The organism is Limisphaera sp. 4302-co, from assembly GCF_049537155.1.
GTDB lineage: Bacteria > Verrucomicrobiota > Verrucomicrobiia > Limisphaerales > Limisphaeraceae > Limisphaera.
Genome location: NZ_JBMVQZ010000003.1, coordinates 1 through 19,945 on the forward strand (window position 1 = coordinate 1; position 19,945 = coordinate 19,945).

The window sequence follows — 19,945 nt, forward strand, 5'->3', positions numbered from 1 at the left end:
CAACAGCTCCAGATCCTTGAACCACACCTCGCAGTCCTGCCCACCATGCAATTGCAACGCAAAATGCCCCTCCCGCCGGCCGGGATCATCAAACACCTCCGCCGTCTTGTACCCGTTGACATGCACCACGATCCGCCCCCCATGCGCGCTCACCGTCATCGTGTTCCACTCCCCGCGCCGGAACGACTTCCGTACATCATCCGGCCCCGGCTGCACCACCCAGCCACGGCCGTTCGTCTCGTACAGACCGCCCACGTCCTTCTCCGCATCGATCTCCGCCTGCATGCCCGTCACGCCGCTGAACCCGGTCGGTTCGACCCGGAAATAAAAAGCACTGTTTCCCCGCACCGCCCTGAACTTCAACCGCACCGTGAAATCCGTGAACCGCCGGTCACTCAGCAGATGGCCGTAACCCTCCTGATCCCGACGATGCACGCCGCGGATCACGCCGTCCTGAACCGACCATTCCCCCTCGCCCACCGGCCGCCAACCAGCCAGAGTCCGGCCGTCCCACAACGGCTTCCACACATGCCGGCCCAACTCGCGAATCCGCAAATCCCGCCAGCGCACTTCCAAACCCTCCTCCGACGCCCCGTGCACCTGCAGCCCGATGAACCCCGCCAGCGTCATCGAATCCACAAGGTCGGCCGCCGCCACACCGTTCACCCAGGTCTGGATCCGATCCCCCACACACAGGATGCGGTAATGGTTCCAGTCCCCGAACCGAAACGCCGCACCTGCCGCAGGCCGGTTCGTCAGCGGATAAATCCACGTCCGCCGCGCCTCGTCATAAATCCCGCCGCTCCAACGCCGGTTGCGGTTGTGATCCACCTCCACCTGGTAACCGTGCACGCGCCCCGCCGGAATCCGCAGCGTCTGCGTCCCGTAAACCACCTCCGTCGGCCGATCGTAACACTCACTCCGAATCTGGATCCCGGAATTCAGCCGCGGATCCGCCCGCACCTCCAGCTCAAGTTCGAAATCACCGAAATCCTGCGTCGTGCAAAGGAACGTGTTGGCCGTCTCCCGCACCGACCGACCCACGATGCAACCCTCCTCCACCGTGTACGTGGCCTGTCCGCCCCGCTTCACCCAACCCGTCAGACTCCGGCCATCGAACAAGGGTCGAAACCCGTCCGCCCCCCACACCCCGGCCGCCCCGGCCCACCACCAACCCGCCAGCAACAGAATGCCAAGCCCTTTCCCACCCGTCCCGACAAACCACCTTTCGCCCTTCATGAGCCAGCAGGAAACACCCCCGACCGCCCCCTGACAAGTGCGCAACCACTCGAACGTTTGTGCGATCCCTCCAGCAACCCCACCGCAGCAGCCCAAGGATGCCTTGCGTTCACCCCGTTTCGGGCCTTCCGCCACAGCCCGGCTGCGACGCCTTCCCCACCTCGCACTTCGCCCGGGGGACACAATGCCGCACCGACACCCGCACAAACTCAACCGATCCGGCCCCACCTTCGCGGCCATGCCCCCGAACCCAACCATCACGGAACACGGTCGACGACCGCACGGCGGGCGGCCCTGTGGCCTTCCGAGGACCGATGCACCTCCGGGCCCGGCGGGAAAGGCGTTTCCCGCCCGCTCCCCAGGGAACGCCGGGACCCGCCTTGTCCGCACCTCCGGTCCACGTTGTGTCGCGGCGCGCTTTCCGGCCGGCGGCCGTGGAGGGTGGATTCTCCCGGCAGTTTGGTCGGTTGTCACGGGGCGGAATTGCCGATAGATTGGCTGGCAGTGCGTGGATTTGACCACCGCAGCGCAGCATGAGCGTCTGGAACATTCTATATGTGGCGGTCGCGGTGATCCTGCTGTTCGGCGCGGCCGTGTTCGTCCACGAGTTCGGCCACTTTTGGATGGCGCGGCGCCGGGGACTGAAGGTGGAGGCCTTTGCCATCGGATTCGGTCCCAGGCTGTTTACGTGGACGCGCAACGGGGTGGAGTATTCGTGGCGGCTGATACCCGCCGGCGGTTTTGTGAAGCTGCCCCAGATGACCACCGCGGCACTGCTGGAGGGTCAGACGGCCGACGACAAGCCGCTGCCGCCGGCGTCGCCCTGGTCCAAAATCCTGGTCGCAGCCGCGGGTCCGTTCATGAATGTGGTGTTCGCGTTTTTCATCGCGACGATCATTTGGATCGTGGGTCTGCCCCGGCCGGTGAACCCGCCCATCGTGGGCTATGTGGAGCCGGAGTCCGAAGAGTACAGGTTGGGGATCCGGCCCGGCGACCGCGTGGTGCTGGTGGACGGCCAGAAGATCCGATCGTGGCAGGACATCAACGAGGCCACCGCGCTGGCACGGACGAACGTGGTCGAGGTGGTGACAGAGCGCGACGGCCGGTTCTTCACGAATCATCTCAGGACGGTGGTCAACGATGCGTTCGGTCTCAAGCTGCTGCGCCTGGATCCGCAGGATCATCCGGAGATCAGCGAGGTGTTGCCCGGGACACCGGCCGAGGAAGCGGGACTACAAGCCGGCGACCGTGTTCTGCAGTTTGCGGGCGTGCCGGTCGTGAGCCAGGAGCAACTGGTGGACTTGATCCGGAAACGGCCGGAGCAGCTCAGTGAAATCCGGATCGAAAGGGGCGGTCAGAGGCTGACACTCTCCATCCGGCCCCGGTTGGATCCCGCCAGTGGTCACGGGATCATCGGTGTCAAACTGGGCGGGCCGGCCACGCAACGGTACATTGTGCAGCGTCCGGGGCCGACGCCCTGGGCGCAGGTGAGCGAAGTCGTGCGCAAGACCTGGCGAACGCTGGTGGCCCTGGTCTATTCGAAGCAGACCGGCGTGGGCGCCAAGGACCTCAGCGGTCCGGTGGGCATCCTGGCCATGCTGGCCGGATGGGTGAACACCGACTACCGGCTGGCCCTCAGCTTTCTGGTGCTGCTGAACGTGAATCTGGCCATCCTGAACCTGCTGCCCATTCCCGTCCTGGACGGGGGCCACATCCTGATGTCGCTGGTGGAGTGGATCTGGCGCCGGCCGCTGAGCGCACGCCTGGTCGAGTCCGTGACCACCGTGTTTGCCGTGTTGCTGCTGTCGTTCATGCTGTACGTGACGTTTTTCGACCTGAAACGGTTCCCGATCTTCAGTGCCTGGTTCAAGGCACGTCATCAAATCGAGCAGCCAGGGCCGGAATGGGTCGAGCCCGCACCAGGCTCGTCACCCGTGCCCGGCGGCCATTCGCAGCCATGAGGTATTGTCCTTCTCCCTACCGATATCAGCGACGCCGGACGCGCGAGATCCATCTCGGCGATCCACAACAGGGCGGTGTGGTCATCGGCGGTGAGCATCCGGTGGTCGTTCAGTCCATGATCACCGCCGACACCATGGACACCGAGGCGTGCGTGCGGGAGACACTGGCACTGGTGGAGGCCGGGTGCCAGGTGGTGCGGATCACCGCACCCACGGTCAAGGACGCCGCCAATCTGCGCAATATCGTGGCCGAGCTCCGCGCACGGGGCTGTCGCGTGCCCGTCGTGGCCGACATCCACTTCAAGCCCGAGGCGGCCATGGAAGCCGTCAAATGGGTGGAGTGCGTACGGGTCAACCCTGGCAACTTCGCCGACTCCAAAAAGTTCGTCGTCAAGGAGTACACGGACGAACAGTACGCTGCCGAACTGGCGCGCGTGGAGGCGAAGTTCACGCCGCTGGTGCTGGAGTGCAAACGGCTGGGCCGCGCCCTGCGCATCGGCACCAACCACGGCTCGCTGTCTGATCGCATCCTCAACCGATACGGCGACAGCCCGCTGGGTATGGTCGAGAGCGCGCTGGAATTTGCGCGGATCTGCCGGAAACACGACTTTCACAACTTCAAGTTCTCCATGAAGGCGTCCAACCCCAAGGTCGCCATCCAATGCTACCGGTTGCTGGCAGCGCGCCTGGCCGAAGAAGGGGAGGACTGGAACTACCCGCTCCACCTGGGGGTGACCGAGGCGGGCGACGGTGAAGACGGCCGGATCAAAAGTGCCATCGGCATCGGATCGCTCCTCTGCGACGGGTTGGGCGACACCATCCGGGTGTCGCTCACCGAGGATGCCATCCACGAAATCCCGGTCTGCCGGGCCATTCTGGATTGCGTGCCCGCTCTGACCCGGCCGGATCTCGAGGTCCCCACGGACGCATTCCCGTTCGCGCCCTTCGAGTACGAGCGGCGTCCCTCGGTGGAGGTGGATTTGAAAACCGGACTCCAATGCGGCGGGGATCAACCGATCCGTGTCATCGTCCCGCGATCGGCCTGGGACACCCTTCTGCCCCGGATTCCGGCGCGCGCGGACGTGCGGCCCGAAGGAGTGTACGAAGAGCTGGGAGCGGTGGAAGTGGATCCACGGCAGGGCTTCGATTTGCCCGACGATTCGTGCCTGGTCACCGTGCGCGATCTGCCGGACCTGCCCGCGCTGGCGGCCTTCCGCCTGCTGGCCTGGCGACTTCGCCAGATGGGCCGCCGCAACCCGATCCTGCTGAAAGACTGTCTCCAAGTGCCGCAACCGCCCTTGGACGCCCAGACCGCGCTGTTGCGAAGCTCGATCGTCCTGGGCGGATTGCTGGCCGACGGGATCGGCGACGCCATCCTGGTGCGGAACGAGTCGGACCCGCAGAAGGCGCTGCAGCTGGCCTTCAACATCCTCCAGGCCGCCGGCTGCCGCAGCTTCAAAACCGAATACGTGGCCTGTCCATCCTGCGGCCGGACCTTGTTCAACCTCCAGACCGTGACGGCCCGCATCAAGGCGCGCACCTCGCACCTCAAAGGGGTCAAGATCGCAGTCATGGGCTGCATCGTGAACGGCCCGGGCGAGATGGCCGACGCGGATTTCGGGTACGTGGGCGGTGCACCCGGAAAGGTGAACCTCTACGTCGGCAAAAAGCCGGTTAAATTCAACATACAGGAAGAAGAGGCCGTGGACCGGCTCATTGACCTGATCCGCGAACATGGCAAATGGACCGATCCGGAGCCGGCGCCGCCTGCGGAACCCCGGCAACCTGCGCCTCCATCATGTTCCGTTTCCTCTGCGGGTTGATCTTCGGACTGGTCCTGGGCGTGGCGGCCGGGTGGTGGATGGCAACCCGGCCCGGGCCGGCCGAGCTTGCGCAATGGCGGGAGGAACTGGCGACCTCCAGCGAGGCCATCCGCCAGGCCTTCCAGGAGAAGCTCGAACTCCTTCACCTCACCGCGACCAACATCCAGGAGGAACTGGCCCGGCGGGGCCAGGTCGTGCGCCGGGCCGCCGTGGATTTAGGGCACACCGTGGCCGACGCCGCCACGGACGCGCGCATCGTCGCAGCCATCAAGGCCAGGTACATTGCCGATCCACGGCTCTCGGCGCTGCGCATCTCCGTCCAATGTACCTCCGGGCGGGTGTTTCTCCACGGCACGGTGGATTCGGCCGATGACATCGGACGCGCCGTGCTCCTGGCCATGGAAGCCGATCCGGCGGTACGCGAGGTTACCGCCGACCTGAAAGTCTCGCCCGCAGGGCGCTGAGTGCCTCTGGAGCTGTCACCCGGCGGCACTGACCGCAAGCCTGCCCGCGCCCACACGCAGGACGCCCTTGAACGTATGGAGATCGCGTCCCCGGTGCTGCGAGAGGGCGACTCTGAAGCGGATCCGTGGAACGGGAACCGTAACTCCCGGGCGCCGCAACGGCCCGGTTCCGGCGGCTGGGATCAGAAGGGATCGGAGGCCGGATGCGCGACGCCAGTACGGGGACCTGCGCCCGCCGCCCCGCAGCCCATGAGTACAAGAGTCACTTCGGTCCGTGGCATGGATCCGGCCGCCGGACCGGCCGCCTCATCAGGCGTGCCCCGCCACGGATTGGGCCGTGAGCGAAACCGCGACCTCCCGAAGGCCAGCCCGCGAGGGACCGCGGACAAGTTCGTTCCCCTGCGTTTGCCGAGCAGGGGCGCGCGCCTCCCAAAAGGGTCTGGAGAACCTTCAGGATGGGCGGGTCAACAATTCGCTCACCATGGCCCGCTCTTCCTTCAGCTCGTCCACGCTCGCCTGGATCTTGGCCCGGCTGAAGTCGTTCAAGGGCAGCCCCTGGACGATGTGCCAGGACCGGCCATCGGAGCGGATCGGGAAGGAACAGATCAGGCCGGGTTCGATACCGTAGCTGCCGTCGCTGCAGACCGCCACGCTGTGCCAGTCGTCTCCGGGCGTCGGTTGGATGAGCGACCGCACCGTGTCGATCACCGCGTTGGCGGCGCTGGCGGCGCTGGAGGCGCCGCGGGCCTTGATGACCGCTGCACCCCGTTGCTGGACCGTGGTGAGAAAGTCCTTTTCCAGCCATTCGCGGTGGCTGATGACCTCGGGCACGGGGCGTCCATGAATGCGCGCATGGAAAAAGTCCGGGAACATGGTGGGACTGTGATTGCCCCAAACGGCCATGTGGGTGACCGCGCTGACATGTTCGCCGGCCTTTTTGGCCAACTGGGCCTTGGCGCGGTTTTCGTCCAGCCGCGTCATCGCAAAAAACCGGTCGCGCGGGATCGCAGGAGCGTGATGCATGCAAATCAGGCAGTTGGTGTTGCAGGGGTTGCCCACCACCAGGACGCGCACATCCGATGCCGCCCGGCGTGCCAGCGCCTGCCCCTGTCCCACGAAGATCTTGCCGTTGACGCCCAGCAGGTCCTTGCGCTCCATGCCGGCCTTGCGCGGAACACTCCCCACCAACAAGGCCCAGTTTACGTCACGGAAGCCCTCTTCGAGGTCTGCCGTCGGCACCACCCCCTGCAGCAGCGGGAATGCGCAATCCTCCAGCTCCATCACCACGCCCTGTAGCGCCGGAAGGGCGGGTTCGATCTCGATCAAATGCAGAATGACCGGCTGATCCGGACCGAACATCTCTCCGGCCGCGATCCGGAAGACCAACGAATACCCGATTTGACCGGCCGCGCCGGTGACCGCCACGCGCAAGGGTGATTTCTTCATAAATGCCCGTGATGTTCCGTTTCCCAAGGGCAGTATAGAAACGGCACCCCGATCAGCAAGCGATTCCCCCGCGAGCCCGCCGGAACCCGTCTGTTCCGGCGGAGCTGCATCCCGTCAAAGGGCCCGAAGTGCTCGAGCCCGGGTTGGGACCGAACAGTCGAAGCGCCGTTCCGCGTGGTGAACCCGGGGGTGCATCCCGCCCCCGGTTGGGACTTGCGGGACGGGAGGTTCCTGCGTATGGTGCCGTGCATTCAGGGCGCACCCGTAGCTCAATTGGATAGAGCATCTGACTACGGATCAGAAGGTTCCAGGTTCGACTCCTGGCGGGTGCGCCATCCGTCTTTCTGAGCGAGCCGTCGCGGCAAGACACGCGCAACGGCCGCGGGCTGAGTTGAAGAAGCGTCACCACCGCGCCAATCGTGCACCACCCCCCTTGCGCGGGGGGCAAGCCCAATCGCTGCCGCCCGCCCGGAGGCCGCAGACACGCAAACACAAACGACGGTACGAACCTTTGTGTCCCGCCCGGCAACCACCGGGTCTCTCTCATCGTCGCGCGGCCCCCTCTTTGGAACGCACAAGGCTGGATGGCCAAGAGTCTCCGAAGCCTCCCTTGCACCCGGTCCGCCCGGTTGCTAACGATGAGCCATGACGACGATTCTGCTGAAGATCGCGGTGGCGACCGCGGCCGGGTTCATCATGCTGGCTCTGCTGTGAGGCGGTTTCGGTACTACGCGGATCCCTTGTTTCTCGGGGCGTGCACGCTCTATGCACTCAATCGTTGGGGACTGCAGCCGTGCACAGACCTGGCGTTTTTCCATTCCTGGTTCGACGATCTGCTGCTGATTCCCTGCGCTCTGCCTCCGGTGCTGGCGCTGCACCGGCGCTGGGGTCTGCGCGCTCACGATCGCCCGCCCACCGCCGGCGAGATCCTTGGTCACCTGGTTCTCTGGTCGGTGCTGTGCGAATGGATCGGCCCCGCGATCGTTCCCGGCACCGCGGGCGATTGGTGGGACGTGGCGGCCTACGCGTGCGGCGCCCTTCTGGCCGCGCTTGGGTGGCACCGGCCGCTCCGTCGTCCCTTACCATCCCGTCAGCCTGATCGGTCCACAGGTGGAAAAGGCACGCGATTGGCGTCCCCTTCGCCCCAGGAACCGGTTGGTGCGTATCCATCCCCCGGTTGCTGACGCGGGCATGCAGATTCACCGCCGCCGGGCGGTGCCCGATTGGGACCGGCGATGGTGACCTTGCCGCTCGTTCCTCGCCCGGGCCGTGCATCGAAAGCGAGTCGGAACCAGAGGAGGGTTGCGGCAGACCAGCCTCACAGGAGACCGGAGACACTCCGGATCCGCGCGCAGGACTTGTGGGCGCCCCTGCCGATGGGGGCCTTTCTCCCGACGAGACTCCCGCATCGCTTCTCGAAGTGCATCCGGGTTGTGTCCCCCGGAAGTTGGGGGCCAGCCCGGCAAGCGCTTTCAGCCCCAAGGGCGGTGCCGCACGCTGACGAACCGTTCCCCTGCCGGCGACCCGGACACGAACCCGTCGGGACTTTACTTGAGTCGGGCAGGCCCTTCGAAAGCGGGCGGGGAGGCTGTCGCAGAATCGCCGGGCGCCCTGCCCGGCGGCTTCAAGGAAAGTTGCAAATCTTCGGCGGCGGCCCGGCACAGTCTCACCAGGGTCTCCTCGGCCCACGAAAGATTGTTACCCTGGAGATGAAGAATCCCCCATTCCCGTGTCAGTTCGCGGCGACCCAGCGGCAGGGCGACCAGGGAACCCTCGGCCAGTTCTTTCTGTGCCACCCACGGGGCCACAACAGTGATGCCGAGGTCCAGTTTCACCAATTCCTTGGCCGCCTCCATGCTGCCCAGCTCCACCACCGAGGCGAGCACGATGCCCTCCCGCTGGAAATACTCCTCCACCAGGCGGAACGTCACGCTGCTCTTGCTGTAAAGGATGAAAGGCTGGGTCGAGATCTCCGAGCGGTTCACCTGCCCCCGCTGCGCCCAGGGATGGCGGGGGCTGACCAAGAAAACCAGGGTGTCGCGGAACAATGGCATGAATGTCACGCCCGCGGACGCGTGCGGGCGCAGGGCCAGAGCCAGGTCGATCCGCTGGTCCAACAGCGCGGCCACGGCGGAGGGCGTGTCGCCCAACTCGACCGTGAGGGTGTACTCGGGAAACTTTCGCCGGAACTCTCGCAGTGCACGGGGCAGCAGATACTGGCAGGCGGTGAGGCTCGCCATGAGCCGCAGCCGGCCCCGTCCCCACTGGTTGAGCTGCCGGACGGCCTCGGTGGCGGCCGACATTTCGGCCAGGATCCGGTGCGCATGAGTGAGGAGCTGCTCGCCCGCGACCGTCAGCGCCATTTTTCTGCCCACTCTGTCCAAAAGCCGACACCCCAGATGTTCCTCCAGAGCCTTCACCGAGTGGCTCACCGCCGACTGCGTCACGTGCAGCTCCCGCGCCGCCTGCGTAAAGCTACGGCAGCGCGCCAGCGTCACAAACACTCGCAACTGCCAACTGTCGAGGATCTCCATCGTGCGTCCGGCGTGTCGTTCTGGACACGTGGACAGCAGGTAGGAAGCAGGAACCGCACCAGGTAAATCCTCTGTGCACGAAGATTGCTTGCTGCAGCGCCGGCCCCGGCCGCCAGCAGGATTGACACAGGTCAATGCGGCCGCCGGACCATTCGGCTACGGCTGGTGGAGACTTCGCTCCGCCGAGGAGCGGGTCCCATCCTGACGCGTTCCATCAATGAGTGCGATCATGAAAAGAACGGATCGGACCATGCAACAAAGGAACCCGCAGCCAGGCCGCCGGGGTTGGGTATCCGCCTGCATCCTTCCGCTGGCCATTGCCGCGTCCGCCGGAGCGTCCGACAGCGGCCGGGCGTTCTTCGACGAGGCCCTTCCTTCGGCTTTTCGAGAAGGGACATTCTCCCTCAACGTCCGGGCCCGTTACGAATTCGTGGATCAGGACAACCTGCCGCTCGATTCCCATGCGGGAACCATCCGGACACGATTCGGCTTCACGACCGCGCCGTTTCACGGTTTCCAAGGCATGCTGGAGGCGGAAAACATCCTGGCGGTGGACGACGACTCCTACAACGCCGCAGGTGCCAACGGACAGCCGCAGCGCCCGGTGGTGGCCGACCCCGAGACCACGGAAATCAACCAAGCGTGGCTGGCCTGGACGTGGACGAACCGGCTGACGCTCAAAGCCGGCCGGCAACGGATCGTTTTCGACAACCATCGTTTCATCGGGGACGTCGGATGGCGGCAAAACATGCAGACCTACGATGCCGTGGGTTTGACCTGGAAACCGTGCCGGGATGTGGTGCTGGACTACGCCTACCTGTGGGAAGTGCGCCGCGTCTTCGGCAACGTCAGCGGGTTGCCACCAGCCAACCGAAACTTTGACTCCGATTCGCACCTGGTTCATCTCTCCTGGACGCCGCACCGCGCCGTGCGCCTGACCGCCTACACGTACCTGCTCGACCTCGAAAACGCGGCCGGTGCCCAGGCCTCCTGCGCCACCTACGGTCTGGCGTGGTCCGGCACGCAACCCATCAGCGGCGACCTCCACCTCGACTATCGCTTGGAAGGCGCCTGGCAGACCGACTACGCCGACAGCCCGCTGAATTACAGCGCGCCCTACTTCTCCATCGAGCTGACGGGCCGGTACCGGCGATGGACCCTGGGGGCGGCTTGGGAGACGCTGGGCAGCGACAATGGCGTGCCGGTCCGCACGCCCCTGGCCACGCTGCACGGGTGGAACGGCTGGGCCGACGTGTTCCTCAACACGCCCGCAGCCGGGCTGCGCGATCTACAGGGATTCGTCCAGGTCGCGCTGCCGGGTGAGGTCCCGGTTCGTCTCGTCTACCACAAGTTCGACGCCGAGGACGGTGGCGCCGATTACGGCCAGGAGTTGGACCTGCTGGCCTCCAAGCGCTTCGGCCGGCACTGGATCCTGTTGGCCAAGTACGCCTGGTACGACGGATCCGACCGGCCCTACGACTTCACCATCCACAAGGTCTGGGCCCAGGTGGAATTCAATTTCTGAAGGGCCGCGGCAGGGGCCACGCACCCTTCGAGCCCGGCCGGGGCAAACGCCCGGTCCCGCACGCCGAGCCCACGCGGCGCCAGTTCCCCTGCCGCGCCGCCTGAGGCCGGACGAACAACCGATCCACGAAAAAGGAAGCGCCCGGGCGACCGCCAAGCCGCCCGGGCGCGTGCATCCTCAGGGAAGGAGTCTGCCAGGAAATCAGTCGAAGGCGTGCCCGGCACAGCACAGGACGTTGCGAACCTTGTGCCGGACCAGCTCCTTGACCATGGCACGGGCCGGGCCGAGGTATTTGCGGGGATCGATCTCGGACGGCTTCTCCCACAGCACCTTGCGGATCCCGGCGGTCAGGGCCAGGCGCAGGTCGGTGTCGATGTTCACCTTCGTGCACCCCAGCCGGCGGGCGACCTCGATGTCCGCCTCCGGCACGCCCCGGGCATCCTGCAGTTTGCCGCCGTACTTGTTGATTTCGTCCACCAGATACTGCGGCACGCTGGAGGCCCCGTGCAACACCAGCGGATAATCGCCCAGCCCCGCATCCATCAACGCCTTCTTGATGGCCTTCAGCCGCTCCAGGTCCAGCCGCTGGTCGCCCTTGAATTTGTAGGCCCCATGGCTGTTGCCGATGGCCACCGCCAGTGAATCGCACCCGGTCAGCTTGACGAATTTCACCGCCTCGTCCGGGTCCGTGTAATGGCCGCTCTTGGAGTAGCCGCCGCCTTCCTCGCCCTCGTCGAACTGGACACCAACCAGGTGGCCCAGCTCCGCCTCGACCACGCAGTTGTGTTTGTGGGCGTACTCGACCACCTTGCGGGTGATCTCCACGTTCTTGTCGAAGGGCTCGTACGAGGCGTCAATCATCACACTGGTGAACCCCTCGTCAATGCACTGCTTGCACAGTTCGAACGAATCGCCGTGATCCAGATGCACGGCAATGGGGATGTTCGAAAGGCTCACCGCCGCCTCGATCAGCTTTTTCAGGTACACCGGATTGGCATACTGCCGGGCACCCTTGGAGATCTGCAGAATCAGCGGCGCCTTCTCCTCCTCGCAGGCTTCCACAATCGCCTGCACCAGTTCCATGTTGTTAACGTTGAAAGCGCCAATGGCGTATTTCCCCTTCAAAGCCTTGGCGAACAGTTCGCGTGTTGTCGTCAGTGGCATACGAATCCCTTCTCGATCTTCAGCATTCCCTTCCCGGCCCGGAGCCGGAACCGCGTCCGACTCCGGCACCGTTTCCCGCAAATCATACCCCACCCCACCCGGCTGGGGAACAAAAAACCCGGTCCCCGCCCTCCGCTGCTCATGAGGCCCGATCACCCCCGAACGTCGCATGATAAAGACTTTTTGCTGGAACGCCCCGGCCGACCCGGCTAATCTGAGACCCGGTAGCAGGGACGCGGAGCTGGCGTATGGATATCGTATTCAATTGCCCCAACTGTGATCAGGAACTCGAGGTGGACAGCTCGGCAGCCGGTGCCCAATTGAATTGCCCCGCCTGCCAGGCCCTCATCACCGTGCCCGAACCGGAAAGCCCTCTGCCCAAGGAGGAAAGCCCGGCCGAGGTCAAGCCCAGCATCATCAACCCCATCGCCGCCTCGGCCGCCGCCAAACAGGAACTCCACCTCAAAGTCCCCGTGCGTGAGGGCCCCGGCGAGGTCCTCATCCAAAAACCCAAGCCCCCCTTGGAAGCCGCCGCCAAGGGCGACAAGAAAATCCGCATCAAAACCATCCGTCACACCGACTGCATCGAGGTCGGACACGACCGTTTCGACGAGATGGTCACCCAGTTCCTCCAGAAGGTCGGTGAAGATAACATCATCAGCATCACCCCGCTTACCTACACCCATCTGGACATCGGCACCCAGAAATTGCTGACCGATTACGCCGTCATGATCGTGTACCGCGGCTGATCCGGGGCGTTGGCGCCTTTCGCACCGCCGGATTTTTGCGGCCAACCGACGAAGGGCTCCCTTGACAGATCCACCGGCCGGCATACTGTTCTTTTGAACAGTTGTTCATATGAACAGTTCCACCGAGCTGACCCCGCGACAGCGGGAAATTCTGGAATACCTGGCCACCGTCCAACAGGAACGGGGGGTGCCTCCCACGCTGCGCGAAATCGCCGCCCGATTCGGGTTCCGCAGCATGAACGCCGCCGCCGCCCATGTGCGCGCCCTCCGTCGCAAAGGTTGGGTGGAAGCCGATCCTCACCGGGCCCGCACCCTTCGGGTGGTCCGGCCCGGTCAGATCCGAAAACCACTGGTCCACATCCCCCTCTACGGGTCCATCCCCGCCGGTTTCGCCGAGGACCGCACCCAGGAAGCCCGGGGATGCATCTCGGTGGACATCGAGACGTTGGGATTGGACCTGCGCCCCAACCCGCGCCTGTTTGCCCTGGAGGTGCGGGGGGATTCCATGATCGGCCGCCACATCCTGGAGGGAGACATTGTCATTCTGGAACACGGTCGCACACCGCGTCCCGGCGACGTGGTGGCGGCTCTCATTGACAACGAAAGCACGCTCAAAACATTCGTCATGGTCCGCGGCAAACCCTGTTTGCGCGCCGAAAACCCCAAATATCCGGACCTCATCCCGGCCCGGGAACTGGTGATTCAAGGGGTCATGATCGCCCTGATCCGCAAGGTCAAATAGAAACCCGCGGGTGGCCCGGCTCACCGGTCCCGGCCAGATCGAGAGCGTCCCCCGCCCCGGGATCGCTTTCTTCCTGCGGCGCAGTTGATCCCGGTGTCCGGGCCGGAAAAAGCGGAACCGACGGCATGGAACGGTGGATCGTCCATTTGGATGCCGACGCGTTCTTCGCCTCGGTCGAACAAGCGGCTGACGTCCGGCTGCGGGGTCGGCCGGTGGCCGTGGGCGGCCAACGCCGGGGCGTGATTGCCAGCGCCTCCTACGAGGCCCGGCGCCACGGCGTCTACACGCCCATGCCCACCTCGCTGGCCCGGCGGTTGTGTCCCTCTCTCATCGTGCTGCCGGGCGACTTCGAAAAGTACGAGCGTTTCTCGCAGTGGATGTTCTCCTACGCCTACGACTTCACACCGGAGGTGGAACAAACCTCGATTGACGAGGGTTATCTGGACGTCACCGCCCATCGGGGACGTCCGGCGGTGGAAATCGCGGATCGTTTGCGCCGGATCATTCGCGAAACACTCAAACTCACCGTCAGTGAAGGCATCGGCACCAGCAAACTGGTCAGCCAAATCGCCGCCAAACTGCACAAACCGGCCGCCTTCCACACGGTCCTCCCCGGCCGGGAAACGGCCTTCCTCCATCCCCTGCCCGTCCATTGGTTGCCCGGGGTGGGACCGCAAACAGCCGCCCGACTGCGCGCGGCCGGTTTGCGGCTCATCCGCGACGTGGCCCTCACCCCGCCGGACCGGCTCGCCTGGCTGGTGGGGTCCGCCGCCCTCGATCTGCACCGCTTCGCCCGCGGCCTGGACGATCGCCCCCTGATCCCCCGCGCCCTGCCCCAGCAAAGCTACCAGCAACAGCACACCTTCGAACCGGATTGCACCGATGAAACCCACGCCCGCGCCATCCTGCGGCACATGGCCGACACCCTCTTCGCACGCGTCCGCTCCGAAGGCCGCAGCGTGCGCACCCTCACGCTGAAGGTCACCTACGCCGACATGGACGAAGACCGCGCCTCGGAAAGTCTGGAAGAACCCACCGCCCTGGAGACCGATGTCTACAGCCGACTCGATGCACTCCTCCAACGGGCATGGCGCCGGCGGGTGGCCCTCCGGCGGGTCACCTTGAAACTCTCCCAAATCTACGACGGAATCTGGAGCGCGCCCCTCCCCCTGATGCCGGACACCCAACAACAGGCCGCCCGGGCCCGACTGGCCCGGGCCGTGGACGAACTCCGCCAACGCCTCGGCCGGACCGCGCTGATGCGGGGACACGACCTGAACTTGCGTGCCCAGCCCGAACCCCGGGAACCGCGGGCCCCTTCGAACATCTCCTTCACCACCTGTTCCCCGGCGGATGCCCGGGTCCTCCGTGCCTCCGCCCCGGCCCATTCAGCCGGGCCTTCCCGAACCGCCACCCCCCGCGTGGCGGGCCCCCTTCTTCTCACCCGCCGACCGGCCGCCCCCTACGTACCGTTGCGGGTTCGGAGCTGTTATTCCTTTCTGGACGCCACCCTCACACCCGCCGCCGTGGTGGCCCTGGCCCAACGGTACGAATGCCCGGCCGTGGCCCTGGTGGACCTGGGCAACCTGCATGCCGCCGTGGCCTTCACCGAGGCGGCCCAACAGGCCGGCATCCAACCCATCCTGGGCGCCGAACTCCAGGTGGAAGGTGCACCCCTCATCCTGTACGTCGAATCGGCCCGGGGATACGCCAACCTCTGCCGATTGCTCTCCGAAAACGGGTCCGAATCCGAGCCTCCCTCCCGCCCGGGAGGGCTTCCCTGCACGGGCGGCACCGGAAACGAGCTCCCCGCCGACGAGAGCTCCGGACACACCGTGGCCGCCCGTCAACGACGGAATCGAACTGGCAGGGAACTGGAGGGATTCACGGAAGGGTTGATCGCCGCGGCTGCCGATCCCCGCTGGGCCGACCTGTTCCCCGGCCGATTCTATCTGGCGGCCGCCGGTCCCGCCCGAACCACCAACACGGACGGGAAACCCCGCCTTCTGTGCCCGCCCGTCCACTACGCCACACCGGAAGAACAGGAACTGCACCTCATCCTCCAAGCCATCCGAACGCGAACCCTCCTCCGACAGCCGCATCCGGAAAAACACTCCGGACGCCGCTGGCACTTTCGTTCCCCGGCCGAAATGGAACTCCTGGGCCGCGGCCACGCCCACTGGCGGGCATTGGGCCGGGAAATCGCCGAACGTTGTCGGTTCGTCCTGCCCCGGGGGCGGCCCCAGTTCCCGGCCTACGTTCCTCCCGACGGCACCCCGCCCGGCACCTTCCTGCGGCGACTGGTGGAAGCGGGTCTCGAACGGCGATACGGTCGGCGCGGCGCCCGCACCCCGGACGGCCGGCACGTGAGCGAAGGCGAACTGCGGGCGCGTGTGGAAGAGGAACTCCGGGTCATCGCCGCCGTGGGGTATGAGGAATATTTCCTGGTGGTGTGGGACCTCCTGGAACATTGCCGTGCCCGGGGCATCGAATGGATCACCCGCGGCAGCGCCGCCGATTCCCTGGTCTGCTACTGCCTCGGCATCAGCAATGTCTGTCCCATCCGGTTCGGCCTTTACTTCCGCCGGTTCCTCAACCTCGAACGCATGCAAATGCACAAGCTGCCCGACATAGACGTGGACTTTCCCCACGATCGCAAGGACGAGGTGGTAACAGAGCTGCTGAGCCGATACGGACCGCGCCACGCCGCCGTGGTGGGCGGGTTTTCCACGTTCCGGGCCCGGGCAGCCGTCGCGGAAGTGGCCAAAGTCCTGGGCGTGGCCGAAGAAACCGTCCGCCGGTTCACCGAACGGCTCCCATGGACCCTCTCGCCGGGCGAGGCGGCCGCCGAGGCCGCTTCCGATCCCCACGCGCCGAGCCCTCCTGCACCCTTGGAAGAACGGCTTCGTTCCCTGCCCGAATGCCGGGACCTGCCGTTGACAGAGGAACCCTGGCGCACCGCGATCCGATGGGGTGCGCGTCTGGAAGGACTGCCCCGCCATCCCAAGATGCACCCCTGCGGCGTGGTCCTCTCCCGCCAGCCCATGGAAGAACTCACCCCCACGTTTCGCTCCGCCAAAGGCTGGCCCACGACGCACCTCGACATGGACGGCGTGGAAGCCTTGGGACTGGTGAAACTGGACCTCCTGGCCCAAGCCGGCCTTTCCGTCATGCGCGACGTCAAACAGGACCTGGCCGCCCGTGGGTTGGAAGTGGACCTCGAGCGGTTTACCATCCGCCGGCGTCCCTTCTCCGCCCGGACCGCCGCTGCTGCCGACCGGCACGTTTCCGTCTCTGAAGCCTCCTTCGACGATCCCCGGGTCTGGGCCATGATCGCCAGCGGCGGGGCACGAGCCGTTCACCACATCGAATCCCCCGCCATGACCTCCCTCTGTCGCATGAGCCAGGTTCGGGACATCGAGGGATTGATCGCCCTGGTCAGCGTCATCCGCCCCGGCGCCGCCAACGAACAAAACAAACTGCGCTTCACCCGCCGTTACCAAGGTTTCGAGCCGATCGCCTATCCGCATCCGATCCTGGCCGAGTGCCTGGGCGACGCCTGGGGCCTGGTCATCTACGAGGAGCACGTCCTGTTGATCTGCGAACGGTTCGCCGGACTGTCCCCCGGCCGGGCCGATCAGTTGCGGCGCGCACTGGGCCGCGGCCAGATGACCGTGGTGGACACCATCGGCCGCGAGTTCTGCGCCGCCGCCCGTGCCCGTGGACATCCGGAAGAACTCGTCGCTGCCGTCTGGTCCATGGTCCGCGGCTTTGCCGGGTACTCTTTCTGCAAGGCCCACAGCACCGCCTACGCCGTGGAAGCCTACCAGTCCGCCTGGTTGAAATGCCATTTCCCGGCCGAGTTCATGGCCGCCGTGTTGACCCACGGCAAGGGGTTCTACGACCCCTTGGTTTACGTCCTCGAATGTCATCGCCTGGGGATCCCGTTGCTCCCGCCGGACGTCAACAAGCCCGGACCACGCTTCGAAGTGGAACGTCATCCACGGCCCGCCATCCGGGTGCCCCTCACCCGGTTGAAAGGGTTGACCGACGAAACCCGCGAGCGACTCCTGGCCGAGCGCGGTCGTGCCCCCTTCCTTTCCATGGCGGACTTCCACGAACGGGTGCGGCCGCTGCCGGAGGAACTGGAGGCCATGATCCGGGTGGGCGCTTTCGATGGCTGGGCCCTCCCGCGGACAGCCCAGTTCTGGGAAGCCCGACGTCTGCTCCGGTATCGGCCGGATCCTGTCCAGCCCCTCCAAGGCTGGTTGTTCCCGGAACTGGCGCCCGGGAATCCCTCCGATTGCAGCGTTCCCGCCCACGTGAAACTTCCCCGGCACCAGCCCACCCTCCAGGAACGCCTGGCAGACGAACTCGAGCTGCTCGGTTTCCCCGTCAGCGCTCATCCGCTGGCGTTGTACCCCGACGTGGCTTGGGAAACGTACTGCCCGGTCGCCTGCCTCGGCGAACACACCGGTCGCCAGGTCACCACCTGCGGACTGGTGGTCGAACAACGCGTCCATCATCAGCTCACAGGCGAACCGATGAAATTTCTCACCCTGGCCGACTGGACCGGGATGGTGGAAACCGAACTGTTCGCCCACACCTACCGCACCTACGGTCCCGCCACCATACGATACCCGGTGCTGGAGGTCACCGGCAGGGTGGAACCGTTCGAAAACGGTTCCGGGTTCACCCTCCGGGTCGAACGGGCCGGACCGCCCCGCCGCCGGGGCTCACCCCAACCTTCCCACCCGACCGCATCCCCCGCCCCACCCGCCGCACGGACCGCCCCGTGAGCCCACTCCGCTCGTCACCCCGACCACGCCCCGTCACGCCAACACCAGCCGCAACCATTGCCCCAGCAACACCAGAATCACGCCCGGACAAAACCACCGCAAAAAGAAGCCCCACAGGGCCACCCGCCACCGGCCCCACCGCCCCCGAACGAACGTCGGACAACCCTCCCCAGCCTCCGCCGCCGCCGACTCCACCGACCAGCGCCATCCTGTGAACAGGCTCAACAACAGCGAGATCAGCAACAACAAACCCGTCCCGAACACCTGGTCCAAAATGTCCATCACCCCCGTCTGCCCCGCCAGATGCACCTCCGAAAAGATCCGCGCCCCGCCGACCGACAGCGCCGACGGAATCCCCAGCACGAACGCGGCCCCGCCCACGCCCCAGGCCGCATGCGCCCGCGACACCCCTTTCTCCTGCACCAGCCAGGCCACCGGCACCTCCAACATGGCGATCGTGGAGGTCAAAGCCGCCACCACCAGCAGCAAAAAGAACACGGGCCCGACCAACCCGCCGCCCGGCATCCGCTCGAACACGTCCGGCAGTGTCTGAAACGTCAGCGACGGCCCACCGGCCGGGTCCCGCCCCAAGGCGAACACCGCGGGAAAGATCATCAACCCGGCCACCAACGCCACCAACGTGTCCAACCCCGCCACCCACAGGCTCGCCCGCGGCAGCGGATGGGATCGGTCCAGATACGAGGCGTACGTGATCAGCAGACCCCAGCCCACCCCCAGCGAGAACAGTACCTGCCCCGTCGCTTTCAACAGGACGTCAGCATGGAGCTTGCTGAAATCCGGCTGCAGATAGTATTTCACCCCCGCAGCCGCCCCGGGCAGGGTGAGACTCCGGATCAGCACCAGCACCATCAACACCCCCAGCAACGGCATCAACCGCCGGGACCATCGTTCGATCCCGGCAGCCACACCGGCCTGAACGATGGCCACCGTACAGGCCAGAAACGCCGCAAACGAAGCCAGCACCGGCCCTGGCGAGGCGGCAAAAACGGCAAAGTCCAACCGCACCCCGAGAGCCGAAGCCACGGCGTACGCCAGCGCCCATCCCGCCACCACCGAGTAATAGCTCAGCACCACAAAACAACAGGTGATGCAGAGAAAACCCACCCACGGCCAGGCCGTTCCCGGGGCCAGCACGCGCAAGCTCCCCACCACGTCGCGTCCGCCGTGCCGTCCCAGCACCAACTCGTTCAACAACAGCGGCAGTCCGACCCACACCACCGCCGCCAGATACACCAGCACAAAAGCCGCCCCACCGTTCTCACCGGTCAAATACGGGAACCGCCAGATGTTGCCCAGGCCGATGGCCGAGCCCGCCGCAGCCAGCACGAATCCCCAACGCGACCGCCAATGTCCATCGCGCTGCCGTGTCTGCATGCCCCTTTCCCTTACGGAAACCGGCCCCTTCTTCCAAGCCGATTGCGCGCCGGCCGCGCCGACTGGTCGACCCCGTTCCAAGACAGACGCCCCCGAACCCGCGC

The 19,945-nt window shown here is 65.8% G+C and carries 13 protein-coding genes and 1 tRNA gene; 9 read left to right on the forward strand and 5 right to left on the reverse strand.

The features are described from left to right. On the reverse strand, positions 1 to 1,239 hold a 1,239-nt coding region (locus ACPDIX_RS03875; protein ID WP_423430467.1), incomplete at its 3' end, for a 3-keto-disaccharide hydrolase. A gap of 533 nt (positions 1,240 to 1,772) precedes the next feature. Between ACPDIX_RS03875 and rseP the strand changes: the two genes are divergently transcribed. The 3 genes from rseP to ACPDIX_RS03890 are packed head-to-tail and all read left to right on the forward strand — an operon-like array spanning position 1,773 to position 5,487. Continuing rightward, positions 1,773 to 3,200 (forward strand): RIP metalloprotease RseP, encoded by a 1,428-nt coding sequence (gene rseP, locus ACPDIX_RS03880; RefSeq protein WP_423430468.1) that lies wholly within the window; start codon positions 1,773 to 1,775, stop codon positions 3,198 to 3,200. After that, complete coding sequence (gene ispG, locus ACPDIX_RS03885) at positions 3,197 to 5,023, forward strand: (E)-4-hydroxy-3-methylbut-2-enyl-diphosphate synthase (RefSeq protein WP_423430469.1); 1,827 nt, start codon at positions 3,197 to 3,199, stop codon at positions 5,021 to 5,023. Before rseP ends, ispG begins: the two co-directional genes overlap by 4 nt. After that, complete coding sequence (locus tag ACPDIX_RS03890) at positions 4,999 to 5,487, forward strand: BON domain-containing protein (RefSeq protein WP_423430470.1); 489 nt, start codon at positions 4,999 to 5,001, stop codon at positions 5,485 to 5,487. Before ispG ends, ACPDIX_RS03890 begins: the two co-directional genes overlap by 25 nt. Positions 5,488 to 5,937: 450 nt before the next feature. Here the strand turns inward: ACPDIX_RS03890 and ACPDIX_RS03895 are convergent, their stop codons facing one another. Continuing rightward, the gene (locus ACPDIX_RS03895; RefSeq protein WP_423430471.1) at positions 5,938 to 6,933 is read right to left on the reverse strand and encodes a malate dehydrogenase; all 996 of its coding nucleotides are present in this window, start codon (positions 6,931 to 6,933) and stop codon (positions 5,938 to 5,940) included. 258 nt (positions 6,934 to 7,191) lie between these two features. On the opposite strand from ACPDIX_RS03895, the gene ACPDIX_RS03900 reads away from it, so the two are divergent. Beyond that, positions 7,192 to 7,268: transfer RNA gene (locus tag ACPDIX_RS03900), tRNA-Arg, on the forward strand. Positions 7,269 to 7,643: 375 nt separating this feature from the next. Further along, positions 7,644 to 8,117: a hypothetical protein gene (locus ACPDIX_RS03905; RefSeq protein WP_423430472.1), complete on the forward strand. Its 474-nt coding sequence runs from the start codon at positions 7,644 to 7,646 to the stop codon at positions 8,115 to 8,117. Between the two features lie 363 nt (positions 8,118 to 8,480). On the opposite strand, the gene ACPDIX_RS03910 is transcribed toward ACPDIX_RS03905, so the two are convergent. Beyond that, entirely contained in the window at positions 8,481 to 9,467 is a 987-nt protein-coding gene (locus ACPDIX_RS03910; RefSeq protein ID WP_423430473.1) for a LysR family transcriptional regulator, read from the reverse strand. 229 nt (positions 9,468 to 9,696) lie between these two features. On the opposite strand from ACPDIX_RS03910, the gene ACPDIX_RS03915 reads away from it, so the two are divergent. Beyond that, positions 9,697 to 10,992, forward strand: coding sequence for an alginate export family protein (locus tag ACPDIX_RS03915; RefSeq protein ID WP_423430474.1), 1,296 nt, complete (start codon positions 9,697 to 9,699; stop codon positions 10,990 to 10,992). 201 nt (positions 10,993 to 11,193) lie between these two features. Here ACPDIX_RS03915 and ACPDIX_RS03920 read toward each other — a convergent pair whose 3' ends face one another. Next, positions 11,194 to 12,156, reverse strand: a complete 963-nt coding sequence (locus tag ACPDIX_RS03920) for a ketose-bisphosphate aldolase (RefSeq protein ID WP_423430475.1) — start codon at positions 12,154 to 12,156, stop codon at positions 11,194 to 11,196. A 248-nt stretch (positions 12,157 to 12,404) separates the two neighbouring features. Between ACPDIX_RS03920 and ACPDIX_RS03925 the strand changes: the two genes are divergently transcribed. From ACPDIX_RS03925 to dnaE, 3 genes are all read left to right on the forward strand, one after another. Then, positions 12,405 to 12,905 (forward strand): hypothetical protein, encoded by a 501-nt coding sequence (locus ACPDIX_RS03925; protein ID WP_423430476.1) that lies wholly within the window; start codon positions 12,405 to 12,407, stop codon positions 12,903 to 12,905. A 109-nt stretch (positions 12,906 to 13,014) separates the two neighbouring features. Beyond that, positions 13,015 to 13,647 (forward strand): transcriptional repressor LexA, encoded by a 633-nt coding sequence (gene lexA / locus ACPDIX_RS03930; protein ID WP_423430477.1) that lies wholly within the window; start codon positions 13,015 to 13,017, stop codon positions 13,645 to 13,647. Between the two features lie 125 nt (positions 13,648 to 13,772). Beyond that, positions 13,773 to 18,446: a DNA polymerase III subunit alpha gene (gene dnaE / locus ACPDIX_RS03935; RefSeq protein WP_423430478.1), complete on the forward strand. Its 4,674-nt coding sequence runs from the start codon at positions 13,773 to 13,775 to the stop codon at positions 18,444 to 18,446. A 33-nt stretch (positions 18,447 to 18,479) separates the two neighbouring features. Here dnaE and ACPDIX_RS03940 read toward each other — a convergent pair whose 3' ends face one another. Beyond that, positions 18,480 to 19,841 (reverse strand): sodium-dependent transporter, encoded by a 1,362-nt coding sequence (locus ACPDIX_RS03940; RefSeq protein ID WP_423430479.1) that lies wholly within the window; start codon positions 19,839 to 19,841, stop codon positions 18,480 to 18,482. Positions 19,842 to 19,945: the final 104 nt, after the last annotated feature.